This window comes from Kribbella sp. NPDC049174 (genome assembly GCF_043197365.1).
In the GTDB taxonomy this organism is placed as follows: Bacteria; Actinomycetota; Actinomycetes; order Propionibacteriales; family Kribbellaceae; genus Kribbella.
In genome coordinates this window covers 1,332,766-1,350,438 of record NZ_JBICSZ010000001.1, presented here as the reverse complement: position 1 = coordinate 1,350,438, position 17,673 = coordinate 1,332,766, and the positions used below count along the sequence as shown (strand labels likewise).

19 protein-coding genes are annotated in these 17,673 nt (G+C 67.7%); 10 read left to right on the top strand and 9 right to left on the bottom strand.

What is annotated here, in order from left to right; translation table 11 throughout:
* Nucleotides 1-76: 76 nt before the first annotated feature.
* Complete coding sequence (locus ACGFIF_RS06235; protein ID WP_393152017.1) at nucleotides 77-598, bottom strand: cupin domain-containing protein; 522 nt, start codon at nucleotides 596-598, stop codon at nucleotides 77-79.
* 74 nt (nucleotides 599-672) lie between these two features.
* Between ACGFIF_RS06235 and ACGFIF_RS06230 the strand changes: the two genes are divergently transcribed.
* On the top strand, nucleotides 673-1,278 hold the full coding sequence (locus ACGFIF_RS06230; RefSeq protein ID WP_393152016.1) for a TetR/AcrR family transcriptional regulator: 606 nt from the start codon (nucleotides 673-675) through the stop codon (nucleotides 1,276-1,278).
* A 379-nt stretch (nucleotides 1,279-1,657) separates the two neighbouring features.
* Here ACGFIF_RS06230 and ACGFIF_RS06225 read toward each other — a convergent pair whose 3' ends face one another.
* On the bottom strand, nucleotides 1,658-2,488 hold the full coding sequence (locus ACGFIF_RS06225) for an AraC family transcriptional regulator (RefSeq protein WP_393152014.1): 831 nt from the start codon (nucleotides 2,486-2,488) through the stop codon (nucleotides 1,658-1,660).
* Between the two features lie 69 nt (nucleotides 2,489-2,557).
* Between ACGFIF_RS06225 and ACGFIF_RS06220 the strand changes: the two genes are divergently transcribed.
* The gene (locus tag ACGFIF_RS06220) at nucleotides 2,558-3,304 is read left to right on the top strand and encodes a phytanoyl-CoA dioxygenase family protein (protein WP_393152012.1); all 747 of its coding nucleotides are present in this window, start codon (nucleotides 2,558-2,560) and stop codon (nucleotides 3,302-3,304) included.
* Between the two features lie 48 nt (nucleotides 3,305-3,352).
* On the opposite strand, the gene ACGFIF_RS06215 is transcribed toward ACGFIF_RS06220, so the two are convergent.
* Nucleotides 3,353-3,769 (bottom strand): VOC family protein, encoded by a 417-nt coding sequence (locus ACGFIF_RS06215; protein WP_393152010.1) that lies wholly within the window; start codon nucleotides 3,767-3,769, stop codon nucleotides 3,353-3,355.
* Nucleotides 3,770-3,958: 189 nt separating this feature from the next.
* Nucleotides 3,959-4,624: a CGNR zinc finger domain-containing protein gene (locus ACGFIF_RS06210; RefSeq protein ID WP_393152008.1), complete on the bottom strand. Its 666-nt coding sequence runs from the start codon at nucleotides 4,622-4,624 to the stop codon at nucleotides 3,959-3,961.
* Between the two features lie 51 nt (nucleotides 4,625-4,675).
* On the opposite strand from ACGFIF_RS06210, the gene ACGFIF_RS06205 reads away from it, so the two are divergent.
* From ACGFIF_RS06205 to ACGFIF_RS06195, 3 genes are read left to right on the top strand one after another with little or no spacing between them, the layout of a single operon-like run.
* Nucleotides 4,676-5,893, top strand: a complete 1,218-nt coding sequence (locus ACGFIF_RS06205) for an MFS transporter (RefSeq protein ID WP_393152006.1) — start codon at nucleotides 4,676-4,678, stop codon at nucleotides 5,891-5,893.
* Nucleotides 5,853-6,626, top strand: coding sequence for a fructosamine kinase family protein (locus ACGFIF_RS06200; protein WP_393152004.1), 774 nt, complete (start codon nucleotides 5,853-5,855; stop codon nucleotides 6,624-6,626). The genes ACGFIF_RS06205 and ACGFIF_RS06200 overlap by 41 nt, the downstream gene beginning before the upstream one ends.
* A 51-nt stretch (nucleotides 6,627-6,677) precedes the next feature.
* The gene (locus ACGFIF_RS06195) at nucleotides 6,678-8,264 is read left to right on the top strand and encodes a beta-N-acetylhexosaminidase (RefSeq protein ID WP_393152002.1); all 1,587 of its coding nucleotides are present in this window, start codon (nucleotides 6,678-6,680) and stop codon (nucleotides 8,262-8,264) included.
* Here ACGFIF_RS06195 and ACGFIF_RS06190 read toward each other — a convergent pair.
* Entirely contained in the window at nucleotides 8,261-8,536 is a 276-nt protein-coding gene (locus ACGFIF_RS06190) for a protealysin inhibitor emfourin (RefSeq protein WP_393152000.1), read from the bottom strand. The two genes, ACGFIF_RS06195 and ACGFIF_RS06190, sit on opposite strands and share 4 nt — an antisense overlap.
* Nucleotides 8,537-8,975: 439 nt before the next feature.
* Between ACGFIF_RS06190 and ACGFIF_RS06185 the strand changes: the two genes are divergently transcribed.
* On the top strand, nucleotides 8,976-9,179 hold the full coding sequence (locus tag ACGFIF_RS06185) for a cold-shock protein (RefSeq protein ID WP_012921273.1): 204 nt from the start codon (nucleotides 8,976-8,978) through the stop codon (nucleotides 9,177-9,179).
* A 96-nt stretch (nucleotides 9,180-9,275) separates the two neighbouring features.
* Nucleotides 9,276-9,764: a DUF6328 family protein gene (locus ACGFIF_RS06180; protein WP_393151998.1), complete on the top strand. Its 489-nt coding sequence runs from the start codon at nucleotides 9,276-9,278 to the stop codon at nucleotides 9,762-9,764.
* Here ACGFIF_RS06180 and ACGFIF_RS06175 read toward each other — a convergent pair.
* Nucleotides 9,745-10,599, bottom strand: coding sequence for an LLM class flavin-dependent oxidoreductase (locus tag ACGFIF_RS06175; protein WP_393151996.1), 855 nt, complete (start codon nucleotides 10,597-10,599; stop codon nucleotides 9,745-9,747). The two genes, ACGFIF_RS06180 and ACGFIF_RS06175, sit on opposite strands and share 20 nt — an antisense overlap.
* 156 nt (nucleotides 10,600-10,755) lie before the next feature.
* On the opposite strand from ACGFIF_RS06175, the gene ACGFIF_RS06170 reads away from it, so the two are divergent.
* Together ACGFIF_RS06170 and ACGFIF_RS06165 are read left to right on the top strand one after the other, a co-directional pair.
* Nucleotides 10,756-12,534, top strand: a complete 1,779-nt coding sequence (locus ACGFIF_RS06170) for a BCCT family transporter (RefSeq protein ID WP_393151994.1) — start codon at nucleotides 10,756-10,758, stop codon at nucleotides 12,532-12,534.
* 70 nt (nucleotides 12,535-12,604) lie between these two features.
* Nucleotides 12,605-13,405 carry a dioxygenase gene (locus ACGFIF_RS06165; protein ID WP_393151992.1) on the top strand — a complete coding sequence of 267 codons (801 nt, stop codon included), beginning with the start codon at nucleotides 12,605-12,607 and terminating at the stop codon, nucleotides 13,403-13,405.
* Between the two features lie 20 nt (nucleotides 13,406-13,425).
* Here the strand turns inward: ACGFIF_RS06165 and ACGFIF_RS06160 are convergent, their stop codons facing one another.
* The 3 genes from ACGFIF_RS06160 to ACGFIF_RS06150 all read right to left on the bottom strand — a co-directional run bounded on the left by ACGFIF_RS06160 (nucleotide 13,426) and on the right by ACGFIF_RS06150 (nucleotide 16,750).
* Nucleotides 13,426-14,406 (bottom strand): SMP-30/gluconolactonase/LRE family protein, encoded by a 981-nt coding sequence (locus ACGFIF_RS06160; protein ID WP_393151990.1) that lies wholly within the window; start codon nucleotides 14,404-14,406, stop codon nucleotides 13,426-13,428.
* Between the two features lie 74 nt (nucleotides 14,407-14,480).
* The gene (locus ACGFIF_RS06155) at nucleotides 14,481-15,215 is read right to left on the bottom strand and encodes an aminoglycoside adenylyltransferase domain-containing protein (protein WP_393153655.1); all 735 of its coding nucleotides are present in this window, start codon (nucleotides 15,213-15,215) and stop codon (nucleotides 14,481-14,483) included.
* Between the two features lie 107 nt (nucleotides 15,216-15,322).
* Entirely contained in the window at nucleotides 15,323-16,750 is a 1,428-nt protein-coding gene (locus ACGFIF_RS06150) for an AAA family ATPase (RefSeq protein ID WP_393151988.1), read from the bottom strand.
* Between the two features lie 76 nt (nucleotides 16,751-16,826).
* Between ACGFIF_RS06150 and ACGFIF_RS06145 the strand changes: the two genes are divergently transcribed.
* Entirely contained in the window at nucleotides 16,827-17,642 is an 816-nt protein-coding gene (locus ACGFIF_RS06145; protein WP_393151986.1) for an LLM class F420-dependent oxidoreductase, read from the top strand.
* The last annotated feature ends 31 nt before the right edge of the window (nucleotides 17,643-17,673 follow it).

Below are 17,673 nucleotides of genomic sequence, written 5' to 3'. Positions count from 1 at the left end.
GATCGCGTCCCTGTCGAGGAGGTAGTCCTTCGCGAACGGGTGTAGGCCGCCTGCCTTACATCCGGGCGGCCCCGGACTAAGGCGTCGGCATGGAGAGCTGGTAGCGCTCGATGACGTCCGCGAACCATTCGGGTTCCGCGATTGGGACCTCGTAGCGGTTCGCGAGTTCGACGATCTTCGACATCTCGGCTTCGCCGCGCTCGGTCAGGTCGACGACCGTCCGGAAGAGCTCTTCGAGTCCGGCAGGCGAGATGATCTCGATCATGCGCGCCGGTGTCGGCCCGGCGTTCCACATCGCGTGGACCTCGCCGCGCGGCTTCACGATGTATCCGCCTGGACCGAGCACGATCTCCTTGTTCTCGGACCGGAAGCCGATCTCGCCCTCGAGCACGATGGAGATTTCATCCTCGCGGTGGTGGACGTGGGGCGGGACGAGTCCGCCGACCTCGAAGGGGTGTTCGACCACGGCGAGGGCCCCACCGGAGTCGGCACCGTCGATCTTGAAGATCACCCCGACGCCGGGCATCAATCCGCCGCGCCGACCTTCACCGGGCTGGACAACCTTGACGGTCGTGGCCGCTGCAGTCCGTGCACTCATGCCGCACCTCCATTTGGGTGACACCTCTGTATAATGAAGCAGCAGCACAGTGCCCTGTCAAGATTGGCTAACATATGTGTTCAGCGAACATCGCGTCGCCACGCCCATACCGGAAGACGAAGCGTGCGCTCACCGAAGCCGAGACCCGGCAACGAATCATTGAAGCGACGGTCGAGCTCCACGAAACGATCGGCCCCGCGAAGACGACCATCAAGGCCATCGCCGAGCGCGCGGGCGTGCAGCGTGCCACGGTGTACAACCATTTCCCCGAGCTCCAGGCGCTCTTCGAGGCGTGCAACGCCCACTACTACGAGCGGCATCCCATGCCCGACCCGACGTCGTGGGCCGGCATCGCCTCACCCAAGGAGCGCTTTCGCGTTGCGGTGCGCGAACTGTATCGGTGGTACGAGGAAACGGAGGCGATGCTCTCGGCAGGCATCCACGATATCGATGCTGTCCCGCCGGCGGCCCGCGAGGCGTTCTTCGGATACTTCCGCCGCGTCGCTCGTTCACTGATGACGGGACGCCGCGAGCGAGGTCGTGTGCGCGTGCGCACGGCGGCGGCCGTCGGCCACGCGATCTCGTTCGTGACATGGCACTCGCTCGTCCGGGAGGGATCGCTCACGAGCGAAGAGGCTGCCGATCTCATGGAGGCGATGGTCGGCGCGGCGGCGGGATGACGGCTTCGTGTGAGCGAGCGTCGTGACGATGGGCACAAACACGGCTTTGGGAATTGCCCTGGCCCATGCAATGCGCCTGGGCCGCCTAGTACTATAGCCCTGGATCGTTGCCTAGGCTGATTCGTTTTCCTGGTCTGGGATCTGGGATCGGCGTGGCCCACACGCCCGGCACCACACCCATTGACACCCAACACCAAACAGCGATGATTCCCCTTACATGCAACGAGATCCGGCACCTCCGCGCAGCACTCACCCGCACCATCCACGACCAGCTGCACATCGCCCGATGGAGCCGATCCCGCCGACGCCACCAACGCCGAGCCAGACGCTGCCACTACCACGCGCGACAGGAACGGGATCACGATCTACGGCTGTAGTACTAGGGCACAAATGCTCGTTGAGAGCGTCTGCGGAACTCTCTGGGTGAGAGATGGTGGGCGGCGGTGAAGCGGCGGGTGAAGTAGGACTGGCTGGTGAAGCCGCAGCGGGTGGCAATGGCGGCCACCGGGTCATTGGTTGCTGCTAGCAACGATGCGGCGTGTTCGAGGCGGACGTCGGTGACGAAGTCCGTGGGGGTTACGCCGTACGTCGCCCGCATCGACCGGGACAGGTGGGCCGGGCTGACGCCGGCGAGCTCCAGGAGTCGGGGCACACCGCCGTGGAGGTTCTCTTCGGCGCGCATCGCCGTACAGGCCTTCGCCAGCCAGCTTGGTGTGCCCGGTCCGGCGGTGTCGCCCGTCGGCGCGAGCAGCTCGAGGAGGTCGATCCAGAAACGGACCAGGTCGTAGGCACCGGGTTCGTCCTGGAAGCGTTTGAGCGCGTGTTCGAAGACCGTCATCGCCTCAGGCGCGTGGAAGGTGACGGGGCCTCGGGCGGACGCCCAGCTGGTGCTCGGGGTCCGGGTCAGGTCGAGGAAGCCTTGCCAGGCCGAGCTCGGGAAGGCCACGTTCACGAACTCCAGCCCGTCGGGTGCCGCGCCGCGGACCGCATGCCGGTCGCTCGGACGGACCAGGACGACGTCGCCGGCCTGTAGCTGCTGAGCACCGGTGGTCAGCAGGTGTTCGCCGCTGCCCGACACCACCCCCATGAACTCGTGGAAGTCCGCATGCGTGTGCAACTCGGTGTCGCGAGCACGGGCCGGGATGCGGACCCGAGCCGCGTGATACGGGCGGCCGAAGGCGTGCGACTCGAAGCGCAGCACCTGATCCACATCAACACGCTACAAGTTTCCGTCAGCTCGTTGCTAGTGCGCGGAGGCTTCCCACCTCAGCATGAAGACATGTATGAGACCGACGGCTACGTCATCTTCAGAGACGTCATCGACCAGGAACTGATCAAGGAAGTGAACGATCATGTCGAGTGGCTGCAGGCTCGGCATCCCGACGTACGGCCCGAACAGCTCGGGCATGTGTACCTGCGCGACGACCCGTTCTGGCTCCGCCTGGTGAGTGACCAGCGGCTGCTCGACATCGCCGAGCAGTTCGTCGGACCGGACCTCGCGCTGTTCGCGTCGCACTACATCTCCAAGCCGCCGTACTCCGGCCAACCCGTGCTGTGGCATCAGGACGCGGCGTTCTGGCCGCTCGAGCCGATGAAGGTGGTGACGCTGTGGCTGGCGGTCGACCACTCGACACCGGAGAACGGGTGCGTGCGGGTGATCCCCGGCAGCCATCGCTCGGGGGTGGCCGGGATGCGGGACAACACGGACGTGGAAAGCGTGCTGGGCAAGGAGATCGCGCTCGAGGTCGACGAGTCGGAAGCGGTCGACATGGTGCTGGCGCCCGGCGACGTCGAGGTGCACCACCCGAACATCGTGCACGGCAGCAACGCGAACACCTCACCCCATCGGCGCTGCGGCCTGACGATCCGCTACATCCCGACGTCGACCCGGATCACGGACCCGGAGACGCCGTATCCGAGTGCCTTCCATCTGCAGGGCGATCCGGGCGTGAACAGCTACCAGCCACGACCCCGGTACGACGAAAGCCGGCACTTCCCGTTCAGGGGAAGTGCCGACTGGGGCTGAGTATGCGGCCCGCCCCGACCGTAAAGGCCGGGGCGGGCACGGGGAGGCCTACTCGAGGCAGATACGGAACGGGTGACCCGCGGGGTCGGCGTAGATGCGCCAGCCACGGGCGTTGTCGGCGGGTGGTGGGTCCAGGGGGTCGAGCGGCTCGGCCCCGAGCGCGGTCACACTGGCGTGGCCGCTGGAAAGGTCGTCGACGATGAGGTCGAGATGGAGATCCTGCGCGTCGGTGCCGGGCCACGTGGCCGGCACGTACTGCTCCGAGCGCCGGAAGGCCAGCGTCGAGAACCCGAGCGACGAGCCGGGGCCGGTCAGGCTCCGCCAGTCGTCGTCACCGTTCTCGTCGATCTCCAGCCCCAGCAGCGCCGAGTAGAACTGGGCGAGCTCGAGTGGGTCCGGGCAGTCCAGCACCACCGAGCCGAGCCGCCCGGCAGTACTGCCCGGCTGCTCTGCCACCTGCGTCATCTGTCCTCCAGCTTCTGTTTCGACTGCCCGCCCCGGTGCGGGGCAGGACCGGCCAGGCCCGTCGTGGTCGGAAGGCCCGGCCGCCTACGATGACAGGTCGGACGGACACTTCGCATCTTTCGACACGCCTTGTTGACGTGTCATGCGAACGCGGACGGTGAGCAGGAGGTCGTCGTACCGGCTAACCGGTCAGACGGTGGAAGCGGATCGGCGGCGGGCGCTGAGTTTGCGGATCTTGGCACGGGTCCCGCAGTCGTCCATCGAGCACCACCGGCGCGACCCGTTCCGGCTGCGGTCGAGGAAGAGGAAACCACAGCCGCCGTCGTCTACCGGACAGGCGCGCAACTGCCGGAGCTCGACCGTCCGGAGCAGCTCGACCGCCGTGGCGACGAGGCGATCGGGGATCATCAGCGCCGGCGACGTACCGACCTGAAGGTCGGCCACACCCGGGCCACTGTCGGTCGACACCAGCATCGATCGGGCCGATGCCGCCGCCCACCGCAACATCAGCCGCTCGAACGCCGGGCCCTGTTGTTGTTCGAAGTCCGCGGGTTTCGGACCGACACCGGATGCCCGCTGGGCGAGCACCACGTAGGTCGCCTCGCGGATCTCGACGGTCGCGCGCAGGGCCTTCTCGGCCAGGTCGGGCGCACTCCCCCACACCGCGGCGACAGCCTCCGCGTCGGCCGGGTCGACGATCTCGATCCGGCGGCTCCAGGCCAGCAACTCGGCGGGGTCGGGCAGGTAGTCGCGCCCGCCGGTCTCACCGGGCAGGCGGGGAGCTACCGTGTTCACCAGGTCGAGGGCGGGGTGCCCACCGACAATCCGGAGTTCTTCCTTGCGGTCCTCTGCCATGGATGAGATGCTACCACCATACGGCTTAATACTGGAATCACAGGTGAAGTCATGCCCCTCACGTCCCGCCGAGCCAACGCCGCCCTCCTCATGCTCGCACTGAGCACTTTCTCGTACGTGACCATCGAAGTGCTGCCGATCGGCCTGCTGACCGTCATCGCCGCCGACCTCGACCGCTCCCGATCGGAGGTCGGACTGCTGGTCACCGGGTACGCCGCCGTCGTCGTCCTGGCCTCGATCCCGCTGGCGCGGCTCACTCAGCACCTCCCGCGCCGGCTCGTGCTCGGCAGCACGCTCGGGGTGCTCACTCTGTCGACCGCCGTCGCGACCGTCGCACCGACGTACGAGACGCTGTTCGCCGCACGGCTGATCACGGCACTGTCCCAAGCGCTCTTCTGGGCGATCGCACCGCCGATCGCGACCGGACTGTTCCCGCCGACCATGCGCGGCCGGGTGGTCGCACGCCTCGCGATCGGCACCGCCCTCGCGCCGGTGCTCGGCATTCCGTTTGGCACCTGGCTCGGCGAGCAGGCCGGATGGCGGGTGCCGCTCGGCGTGATGGCCGGACTCGGCGCGGTGGCCTGCATCGGGATCGCCTGCCTCCTGCCCGCCAGTGAGGTCCGGAACGCCGCGTCCGGCCGTGGCAGCGCTCCCGACATGCGTCGGTTCGTCGTACTCGTCGCCGCCTCGGCGGTCGGAGTGACGGGGTTCCTGACGTTCAACACCTACGTCACGCCCTTCCTGCTGGACATCACCGGGTTCTCCTCCGATGTGCTCGGCCCGATGCTGCTGGCCAGTGGGCTCGGCGGTCTGGTCGGGACCCTGATCGTCGGCCGCCTTCTTGACCGGTATCCCTGGGCAGCGGTGGTTGTGCCGTTCGCACTCCTCAGCTGCGCGTTGGTCGGGCTCTACGCGTTCGGACACCTCCAGGTGCCCACAGTCGCCCTGCTCGCCACCGTCGGCATGGCCTTCAGCGGTCTGGCCGTCGCAGTGCAGAGCAGGACACTGGAGGTCGCGCCAGGCAGCACGGACGTCGCGTCGGCGGGGATGAGCTCCGCCTTCAATGTCGGGATCGCCGCAGGTGCCTTTGTCGGCGGCACTCTGATCGACCACGTCGGCGTGCACAGTGTGGCCCTGATCGGCGGGCTTCTGAGCGCTGCCGCGGTTCTGGTGCTGTTGAGCGAGCCGGTGCTGGCTCGGCGTCGGGTGCGAGTGGCAGAGTGCGAGCATGACCGACCTGGGCGACAGGTTTGTGAAGAGGCGGCATGACGCGCCACCGGGGTTCTTCGAGGTCGAGGCCGCGGGGCTGCGGTGGCTCGCCGTACCGGGTGGAGTACCGCCTGCGGAGCCGGTCGACGTCTCACCGAGCCGGCTGAGCACAGTCAAGCTGGAACTCGCCCCACCGACCGGTGCTGCGGCTGACGAGTTCGGACGGCGGCTGGCCGTCACCCACGACGCCGGCGCGCGGCACTTCGGCGTACCGCCGGATGACTGGGACACGGACGGCTACATCGGCACGATCGGACTGCCACACGCGCTGGAGCCGGTGAAGTCGTGGGGCGAGTTCTACGCGAACCTGCGGATCCGGCCCTACCTGCGGTCGGCGTACAACCAGGGCACGATCGACGGTCACCAGCTGCACGTGTTCGAGCAGGTGTGCACTCGTCTGGAGGCAGGGGCGTACGACGACCCGACCGAGCAGCCGAGCCGGATCCACGGCGACCTGTGGTCCGGCAACGTCGTGTGGAGTGTCGACGGCGTACACCTGGTCGATCCGGCAGCGCACGGCGGACACCGGGAGACAGACCTCGCCATGCTCGGCCTCTTCGGACTGCCACAGCTCGAGCGAGTGCTCCGCGCGTACGACGAAGTCCACCCACTGACTGACGGCTGGCGCGACCGGGTCGGCCTCCACCGGCTACACCCGTTGCTGACCCACGTGGTGATGTTCGGCGGGAGCTACGTGCCGCAAGCGATCGCGATGGCCCACAAGTATGGCTGAGACCCTTGCAAGATCTTGACCCGGTGAGTGAGCAAGCGAACACTTCCGGTCATGAAGCGACTAGTCCGCTCCCGTCGTCCACTCAGAGGTCTCCTCACTGCCGCTCTGCTGGCCACGCCACTCGTCGTCGGTAGCTCCGTAGCCGCGGGAGCACCGCCTGCGCCTGCCCTGATCCCCAAGCCCGTGTCACAGACCGCTCTCCACGGTCAGACCTTCACGCTGCGGTCCTGGAGCACTGTCGGCGTGATCACGAACTCCAAGGAGCGCGTGGCCGCCCACCGGGTCGCCGATCAGCTCACTGCCCAGCTACGCCGCGCGACCGGCTACCCGCTCCCTGTGAAGCCCGGTGCGGGCACGATCACCCTCTCCACCAACGGCCCGAGCTCCCTTGGCGCGGAGGGCTACCAACTGCGCGCCGAGCGCTCCGGTGTCGACGTCACGGCCGCCACGCCAGAGGGCCTGTTCCGCGGCATCACGACCCTCCGCCAGCTACTGCCCGCCAAGGCCGACGCCGCCACCCGCCAGACCGGGCCGTGGCAGATCGCGGGTACGACGATCTCCGACTCACCGCGGTACGCGTACCGCGGCGCCATGCTGGACGTGTCCCGGCACTTCTTCTCGGTGGCCGAGGTCAAGCGCTACCTCGACCTCGCCTCGCTCTACAAGCTGAACAAGTTCCATCTGCACCTGTCCGACGACCAGGGCTGGCGGATCCAGGTCGACTCCTGGCCGCGGCTCACGACGTACGGCGGCAGCCTCGAGGTCGGCGGCACACCCGGCGGGTACTACACCAAGGCCGACTTCGCCGAGATCGTCCGGTACGCCGCCGAGCGGTACCTGACCGTGATCCCCGAGATCGACACCCCTGGCCACACCAACGCTGCCCTGGCGTCGTACGCCGAACTGAACTGCGACGGGGTGGCTCCGCCGCTCTACACCGGCACCAGCGTCGGGTTCAGCTCACTCTGTGTCGGCAAGGACATCACCTACAGCTTCCTGGACGACGTGTTCCGGGAGGTGTCCCAGCAGACGCCCGGTGACGTCGTACACCTCGGTGGGGACGAGGCGCACTCGACTCCGCACTCGGACTACCTCACTTTCGTGCCGAAGGCGGCCGGACTGGTCACCAAGCACGGCAAACGGGTGATGGGATGGCAGGAGATCGCCGAGACCCCACTGCCGGCCGGCAGCATCGCGCAGTACTGGGGTACCGACGACGCGCGGTCGCAGGAGCTCGCACGCAAGGCGGCGGCGCAGGGGACCAAGGTGGTGCTGTCACCGGCCAACCGGGCGTACCTGGACATGAAGTACCACAAGGACACCCCGTACGGGCTGTCCTGGGCCGGCCTGGTGAGCGTGGAGAAGTCCTACAGCTGGAACCCGTCCACCCTGATCCCGAACCTGCCGGAGACCGCCATTGCCGGTGTGGAGGCGCCGCTGTGGTCGGAGACGCTCGACGACACGGACAAGGTCGAGTTCATGGCCTTCCCGCGGCTGCCGGGCATCGCGGAGCTGGGGTGGTCACCGGCCTCCGCACTCGACTGGCCTACGTACAAGGACCGGCTGGCCGGGCAGGGGTCACGGTGGGACGCACTGAGCGTCAACTTCTACCGCGCGCCTGAGATCGCCTGGCGCTAGCCCTGGAGCACGCGGTCGAGCAACCAGGCGGTGGTCTCGTCCAGGTCCTGCTCGGCGACGGTGAGGTGGGTGGCGTCCCGGTCCGGGGCGTCACGCACCTCGACCCGGTACACGTACCGGTCGGGTTGTGGACGACCGGAACCGAGTCGCGCGGGGTCGAGAGCCCGCAGGGCCGCCTCGAGCCGGTCCGCGTCGGGTTGGCCGCTGGTGTCGAGCTCGCCGTGGGCCATCAGGCCGGCGAAACCTCCGCTGCGGGTGACTTTGACGATCAACCTTGCCTCCTCGGGGCCCACCATTGCGTGCCGTGCAACGAATGTCCAGAGTCGTGCGACACGCCGGAAAATTCGATCAGGTTCGCGCGTCCATCACCCGGCGTACCGGTGTCCAGTCCCACGTTGGAACGCCCCGGCACCGGGTCACGAGGACGAACCAGCAGGTCGGCGCAGGATTTCGTGGTCCCGGCGGGATCGTGCGAAGCCGCAGCGGCGTGTTCACAGAGCGTGGCAGGCGGCGACAATCAGCGACACGTGTTCGTGGTCACCCCTTCCACAAGGCCTCAGATCGGCTACAGTTATCGCGTTGCAGTTTTGGACTCCCACTGACTTTCGCTGTGCTGCATGGCCGGTTCTGTCGTCTGGGGCCTTTCGGCGACACGTGGCTCATGAGGTGTGGGTCGCGGTTTGTTACAAGCCATCAAGGAGATAGACACAAATGGCTGTCGGTACTGTCAAGTGGTTCAACGCTGACAAGGGCTTCGGCTTCATCACCCCGGATGACGGTGGCGCGGACGTGTTCGCGCACTACTCGGCCATCCAGACCTCGGGCTTCCGCTCGCTGGACGAGAACCAGCGCGTCGAGTTCGAGATCACCCAGGGCCAGAAGGGCCTGCAGGCGGAGAACATCCGTCCGATCTGATCTCACGATCAGCCCTTCTCGAAACTGAAGTGAAGGGGCCGCACACCGATCGGTGTGCGGCCTCTTCGCCGTTTCCGGACGGGTACCGTCAGGAACATGACCGAACCTGAGGCGGGGTACCACCGCGACGGTGAGAACGAGGCGAAGAAGCTCGACCGGCACTGGGCCGAACTGCTGCAGGAGCTGCGCCTGGCGCAGACCGGCACCCAGATCCTGTTCGCGTTCCTGCTCACGATCGCGTTCCAGGCCAAGTTCCAGGAGGCGGACGCGTTCACCCACGATGTGTACGCCGTCACCCTGATCGCCTCGGCCCTGGCCGTCGGCCTGTTCCTCGCGCCGGTGTCGTTCCACCGGCTGGTCTACCGCCAGAAACTGCGCGACCGGATGCTGCCGATCGCCGGTCACATGACGTCGGCCGGGCTCGTCTTCCTCATCGTCGCGATCGCCGGCGGTGTGCTGCTGGCGCTCGACGCCGTCCTGTCCCGGACCGTCGCGCTCGTCATCGTCGCGCTCGTCATCGTCTGGTTCGTCGTCTTCTGGTACGTCATCCCGGCCTGGGTCCGCGCTAACGCCAACGGGGAATGACCTCGGTCGCCACCTTCTCGAGCACGTCCACGGAGCCGGCGTACACGCCCTCGGCGCGGGGCCAGTGGGCGATCACGTCGGTGAAGCCGAGCTCGGCCGCGCGGCCGACCACGTCCTCGAAGGCGTCCACACTGCTCAGTGAGAAACGTGCGGAGTCCAGGGCGAGGTAGCGGTCGAACGGCCGGCCCTCGAGTACGTCGTCCATTCGGCGGCTCAGGTCGACCACCGTCGCGAACCAGGTGTCGAAGTCCGGCGACTTCACCCCGGTCGTGACCCAGCCGGCGCCGTACTGCGTCGCCAATCTGAGCGACCTCGGCCCGTTCGCGGCCATGATGAACGGCACCCGCGGCTGCTGCACACACCCCGGCAAGGTCCGCCCGTTGCGCGTCTCGAAGTACTCACCCTTGAAGTCGACCCGATCCGTCGTCAGCAGCTTGTCCAGCAGTACGACGAACTCGGCGAACCGGTCCACCTTCTGCCGCGGGGTCAGGTCGTCGCCGCCCTGGATCGTGGTGTCGATCCCGCCGCCCGACCCGAGCCCACAGAGGAACCGGCCGTTCGAGACGTCGTCCACCGCGAGGATGTCCCGGGTCAGCGCGAGCGGATGCCGGAAGTTCGGCGAGATGACGAAACTGCCCAGCTTGATCGTCGACGTCACCAGCGCGGCCGCGGTCAGCGTCGGCGTCGTCCCGTACCAGGGCGAGTCCTGCAGACCGCTCCAGGTCAGGTGGTCGTAGGTCCAGGCGTGGTCGAACCCGAGCTCCTCAGCCCGCCGCCACAACGGCGCTGCCTCGCTCCAGCGGTACTCCGGAAGGATCGTGATACCGAATCGCATGGCCGCACCCTAAACCTTGCCCCCTGGGTGCCGGCTCATCGAGTGTGGCCGAGACCACGATTGTTGCGTTTTGCCACGATCTTCGACACGGTCGTACGGCAGTACCCCCCGACCAAACGGAAACGGAGGCGCGCCGAAGCGAGGCGTGATTCACCTGTGGCGATCGATATCGACAGCCCGACAGAGAACACGAACCCCGACCATGCAGAGCATCCCGCAATCGCAGCACCCCCACCGCCCGGCAGCCGAAGTCGCGGCTCCGGCCTGGACCGCGTCGTCTTCGGCGTCACCGCGGTCATCGCCCTGGCCTTCGTCGCCTGGGGTTTCGCCGACGCCACCGGTCTCGGTACGGCGTCCACCTCGGCCCTGACCTGGGTCGAAACCAACACCGGCTGGCTGTTCGTCCTGCTGGCCTCGGCCTTCGTCGTCTACGTGCTCTGGCTGGCGGCCGGCAAGTACGGGCGGATCCCGCTCGGCGCCGACGACGAGCAGCCCGAGTTCAAGACCGTGTCCTGGGTGGCGATGATGTTCAGCGCCGGCATGGGTATCGGCCTGATGTTCTACGGCGTCAGCGAGCCGCTGACCCACTTCACCAGCCCGCCGCCCGGTACCGTCGAGGCCGGCTCATCGGCCGCCCTCGAGACCGCGATGGCGACGACGTTGTTCCACTGGACCCTGCACCCGTGGGCGATCTACGCCGTCGTCGGCATAGCCATTGCCTATGGCACCTTCCGGCGCGGCCGGTCGCAGCTGATCAGTTCCGCATTCGCGCCGCTGCTCGGCCGCCGTACCGAAGGACCGATCGGCAAGGTGATCGACAGCCTCGCGATCTTCGCGACGCTGTTCGGCTCGGCCGCGTCGCTCGGGCTGGGCGCACTCCAGATCGGCTCCGGCGTACAGATCCTGGGCTGGCTGGACAAGACCGGCAACGGCGTCCTGGTCGGCGTCATCGCCGTACTGACTGCCGCGTTCGTCGCTTCCGCGGTGTCCGGTGTGGCGAAGGGCATCCAGTGGCTGTCCAACATCAACATGGTGCTGGCCGTCGCACTGGCGCTGTTCGTCTTCGTCGCCGGGCCGACCGTGCTGATCCTCAACCTGGTCCCGACCGCGATCGGCGACTACTTCCGCGACCTGGCCGAGATGGCGGCGCGGACCGAGGCGAGCGGCGGCGACGCGATGGCCACCTGGCTGTCCGGCTGGACCGTCTTCTACTGGGCCTGGTGGATCTCCTGGACGCCGTTCGTCGGGATGTTCATCGCGCGGATCAGCCGCGGCCGGACCATCCGGCAGTTCGTCACCGGCGTGCTGCTGGTGCCGTCGCTGGTCAGCCTGGTCTGGTTCTGCGTGTTCGGCGGCGCGGCGATCAACCTGCAGCGTGACGGCGTCGATCTGGCCGGGCAGTCGACCACCGAGGGGCAACTGTTCGGGCTCCTCGACCACATCCCGCTCGCGTCGGTGACGACGATCCTGGTCGTCGTACTGGTCGCGATCTTCTTCGTGTCCGGCGCGGATGCCGCGTCGATCGTGATGGGCACGCTGTCGGAGAAGGGCGCGATCGAGCCCAAGAAGCCGCTGGTGGTCTTCTGGGGCGTGCTCACCGGAGCCGTGGCCGCGGTGATGCTGCTGGTCGGCGGTGGTGGCGAGCAAGCGCTGACAGGTCTGCGGAACCTGACGATCGTCGCCGCGCTTCCGTTCGCGGTGGTGATGGTCGGGCTGGCGGTCGCGCTGGCCAAGGATCTGCGGACGGATCCCCTGATGCTGCGGCACGCGATCGGCTCGGAGGCGGTCGAGGCTGCGGTGATCGAGGGGGTCAGCAACCACGGTGACGACTTCACGCTGGTTGTCGCCGGCAACGGGCACGACGATGCCGGGACCGACGTCCCCGCCTCGCCACAGCCCCGGGACGAGGTGCCGCCGCCGAAGCCCGGGTCGTAGGGGTCTAGGAATAAATTGAGGGTTCAACTACATTGGAAGCAGTATGACTTCCGAGAAGGTGGGATCCTCGATGACCTCCGTGACCTCGGCGCCTGAGCGACTGCCGGTGCTGTACCTCAGCCATGGCGCACCGCCGCTGGCCGACGACCGTCTGTGGACGGCCGAGCTGGCGGCGGTGTCCGCCGGAATCACGCGCCCGACCGCGATCCTGATCGTGTCGGCGCACTGGGAGGCCGCACCGCTCACCCTCGCCGCGACCGAGACCGTCCCGCTGCTCTACGACTTCTGGGGCTTCCCGGAGCGCTACTACCAGGTCCAGTACGCCGCTCCGGGTGCACCGCAACTCGCCGAGCAGGTGCGCAAGCTGCTGCACTCCCCCGCAACACCCGTGTACGACGACCCGCACCGAGGACTCGACCACGGCGCGTATGTGCCGCTGAAGGAGATGTACCCGGATGCGGACATCCCGGTGCTCCAGGTGTCGATGCCGACCCTGGACCCGGCCGAGCTGTTCCGGATCGGTCAGAAGCTGGCCCCGCTGCGGGACCAGGGCGTACTGATCGTCGGCAGTGGCTTCACCACCCACAACCTGCGCGAGATGAACCTCGGCGCACCGGCCGACGCACCGGCGCCGGCCTGGTCGATCGAGTTCGACGAGTGGACCAAGCGCATGCTCGAGGCCCAGGACGTCGACTCCCTCATCGACTTCCTGCACAAGGCCCCCGCCGCCACCATCGCCCACCCTCGCACCGAACACTTCGCCCCACTGTTCGTCACCCTCGGCGCCTCCGAAGACAACCTGAGGCAGGCCGACACGGTCGTCGACGGCTTCTGGTACGGCCTCTCCAAACGGTCCTGGAAGATCGGCTGACCCGAGCGTCCGCGGGCTCGTCAGCGGGTGGGCGTGGGGAAGGTGGCAAGGGTGCTGGTGCCGATGCTGCCCAGCCAGACCTTGCCGTCGCGTTCGCGGACGCCGGTGGGCATGTGGAACCGGGGGTGTTTGCCGCGGAGGTCGTGGACCAGCGTGCCGTTGTCGTCGTACGCCTGGATCTCGATGATGTCGGCGGCCTTCGGCTTGAGTGCGTCGGGCAGGTTCCACACCAGCGTCCGCAGGAACGGCTGCTTCGGCAGCAGGAAATCCAGCAACGCATTGCGCGGCGAGCCGAGCGTCACCCAGATGAGCCCGTCGGAGCCGCGCGCGATGTTGTCCGGCAGACCCGGGACCTGAGCCACCAACACGGGCTCGGCAGCCTCAGCGGTGAGGTCGAGCTTGTAGAGACTGTACGTCGCGGTCTCGGCCCAGAAGAGGGTACGACGGTCACTGCTGAGTGCGACGCCGTTGGGGAACCCCCGACCGGTGGCCAGCATGGTCAGTTGGCCGTCCGGGGTCAGGCGGTACACGCTGCCGGTCGTCGAGTGCTCGAGCAGATCCGCCATCCACTCGTCGATACCGAACCGCGTCGACGAGTCGGTGAAGTAGATCGTCCCGTCCGGCGTCACGTCCGCGTTGTTGCAGAACCGCATCGGCCGGCCGTCGACCTCGGACAGCAGCGTCGCGATCCGGCCGTCCTTGCCGAGGGTCAGCAGTCCGCGGTTGGCGTCACAGATCAGCACGTTCCCGTCCGGCAACCACTCCAGCCCGAGCGGCCGTCCACCGGTGTCGGCGAGTGTCGTGATCGTCTTCCCGTCCGCACTGACGCGCAGGATGCGTCCGTCGTACAGCCCGGTGAGCACACTGCCGTCATCGTCGATCAGCGTGTCCTCCGGCCCCTCCCCCGGCAACGCGACGGTCTCGACCTCGATGCTCGTGGGTTCCCGCTGCGGCGGCGCAGCCGGCGGCGTCCAGCGGACCGGCGCAATCCTCGACTTCATGCCGCCGACATTAGCGCTCCCGCTCCCGCTCCGTAACCACCCGACATGCCGAGCGGAGGTCGCGTGGGTGGTGATTACAGCTGTGCGCGAACAGCGTCTCGGAACGTCAGCAGGGCGTCGGTGTCCCAGTCGTGGCCGTCGGTGTCTCGGTCCTGCGGTGCCACCGGTCGAGCGCTGCGATAGCAACTGAGGGCCTGCTCGACGAGCGGCAAGTGGGCCGTCGGCAACGAATCACGCGCCCAGACGGCTCCCTCCTCCTTGCTGAGCACCGTGCCGGGACCCAGCTTCAGGGTCGCCAGGACCCTGCAGGCGTTCAGTACGCCGTAATAGGGCGCGGACAGCAGGCTGTCTCCGGAAAGCACTTCGTGAAGGTCGGAGGTGATCGCCGCGAGGTAGTCGTCATGAGGTACTTCGGCGAACAAGTCGGCCGGGGATGGTCCGCTCACGACAGCACCACGCTGGCGGACGACGGTGATGTGCGCCGCGAGATCCGGGTCGGAATGCTGAGTCCCGCAGTCGACGCGATCGGCGAGGATCTCGGCGGTCCAAGCCGCCGAGTAGTGCACCTCGAATGGCCGCGGGTGCTGATGGTTCGCCGCCTGCTCGACGGTGAGGACCGACAGCTCGAGATCGCCCAGCATCGGCCGATCGCCCGACCGCTGGGCAAGGGCGCGTGCAGCGTGCCCACGCTCAGCTTCGCTGAGCGTTTCCGGCACCACCACCAGCAGATCGACATCGCTCTTCGCCCGGTAGAAGCAGTTCATCGCCAGCGATCCATGCAGGTAGACGCCGACGGGATCGAGCCTCATCGCATCCACGGACTGAAAGATGTAAGTACGCAGATCCGGGTCACAGTCATTCCACGACTGTGGGCGGTCGGCTGGGTGCGCGACCTGGTGGACCGACCCCGATGCACTCATAAGGACGAGCCCGGGTAGATGCCGGGTACGGCGCCCGGGGGCGGTGTGTAGTCCGGGACCTCGCCGCTGGTCGCACCGAGGAGGCGACGAGTGAGGGCGTCGCGGGAGGACAGCAGCTCGGCTACGGCTGAACGCAGGTGGTCGGCATCAGGTTCGGCTCCCGACTCCGCGGCGAGCAGGACAGTTCGCCGTACCAGCTCCTTCATGAAGGAGGCCGTCGTACCTTCCGTTTGCGCGACGACCTCGTCGACGACAGCGGGCTGCAGATCCAGACCCGGGCCGTAGAGGTCCAGCAACCGAGCGCGGCCTACAGCGTCTGGCAGCGGCACCTCCACCGCCAGGTCGACGCGGCCGGGGCGCTGCATCAGCGCAGGCTCCAGGAGGTCGGCGCGGTTCGTGGTGAGCAGGAACGCCACGTCGGCGTCCTCTGCCAGGCCGTCCATCTCGTTGAGCACCTGGAACAGCAGCGGGTTCTCCATCCCGTGCGAGTAGTCGCGAGCCTCCGCCACCAGGTCGCAGTCCTCCAGCACCACCAGCGCCGGCTGCAGCATCCGCGCCAGCGCGCACGCCTGCGAGATGAACCCGATGCTCGTCCCCGCCAGCAGTACGACGGTGAACGACGGCAACCGCGACAGCAAGTACCTCACGGTGTGCGTCTTTCCCGTCCCAGGCGGGCCGTAGAGCAGCACACCTCGACGCAGGTGCTGACCGGCATCGAGCAGCGTCTGGCGGTGGTCCGCAATCCCGATCACCTCACGCTCGACCCGCTCCAGCACCCCATCCGGCAGTACGACGTCCGCACGCGCGATCCCGGGCCGCGGATGCAACCGGAACGGCCCCACGCCCTGCCCGAACTCATGCCCCTCGAACGACACCACCTTCCCGCGGAAGATGTTGTGTTCCCGGATCAACTCCGGCAGTGCACTCAAGAAGCTGTCGGCCTTGGTGGTCGCCAGCACCTCCAGATCGACCCGCATCCGGCCGTACTGCGGATTGGCCGCGCGCAACAGAGCGACGTACCGATCCTCACCCTGCACGCCGAGGTAGAACCCGAACGCGACGCAGTCCATCTCCTCGTCAACGTCGATCTGCAGCCGCTGGTAGTCGACCGCGCCGATACCGAACCGGTCGTACTGCGCGAGCTCGAGCAGCTCACCGAGAGAGTGGTGACCCCGGTTGGAACCGGCCAGCCCGACCACCTCGTACGAGTCGAACCACGCCTCGACGGCGAGCTGTACGTTCGGCAGGTCGTACGACGGGAAGTTCGACGCGACCACCGGCACCTGCTCGGGCTCGACGCCGAGATGGTCGCGCAACCGGTCCCGCAGGCTCTCCCGGTCGCCGCCCGCCCGGCGCGACTGCATCCGCTCCAGGAACCCGGTGAACAGTCGCGCGAACTCGTCGATCTCGGCCTCGTTCGGCATCCCGCCGTACCCCCTGGTTGTTCGGATACCGGCCTGATCCGGAGGGTCCTCCGAAACGCCGGATAGGATCACCACCATGACAGCTTCCGAGTCCACCGACCGTCCGTACGCCGCCTTCCCGGTCCGGATCGGCCTTCAGATTCAGCCCCAGCACGCCCAGTACGCCGACATCCGGCGGACTGTCGCCGCGGCCGAGGAGATCGGCGTCGACGTCGCCTTCAACTGGGATCATTTCTACCCGCTGAGCGGTGAGCCCGAGGGCCTGCACTACGAGTGCTGGACCATGCTGGCCGCCTGGGCCGAGGCGACCGAGCGGATCGAGTTCGGGGCCCTGGTCACCTGCAACTCCTACCGCAACCCCGACCTGCTCGCCGACATGGCCCGCACGGTCGACCACATCAGCGACGGGCGGCTGATCTTCGGCATCGGCTCCGGCTGGTTCGAGAAGGACTACGACGAGTACGGGTACGAGTTCGGTACGGCGGGCGGCCGGCTGGACGCGCTCGGCGAGGCCCTCCCGCGGATCGAGCGCCGGTGGGCCAAGCTCAACCCGAAGCCGACCCGGGACATCCCGGTGCTGATCGGCGGCGGCGGTGAGAAGAAGACGCTGAAGCTGGTCGCCCAGCACGCGAACATCTGGCACGGGTTCGGCGACGCGGAGACGATCGCGCACAAGCACGCCGTACTGGACGAGCACTGCAAGACGATCGGCCGCGACCCGGGCGAGATCGAGCGCTCGGCCGGCGTCGGCAACAAGTCGCCGGAGGACCTCGGCAAGTCGCTGCTCGACGTCGGCACCCGGCTGTTCACGGTCTCGTCGTCGGGCCCGGACTACGACCTGGGGCTGCTGCGGGAGTGGGTCGCCTGGCGCGACGAGGTCAACGCGAAGTAACCCAGGCTGCGTCCGGAGAACCGCACGGTTC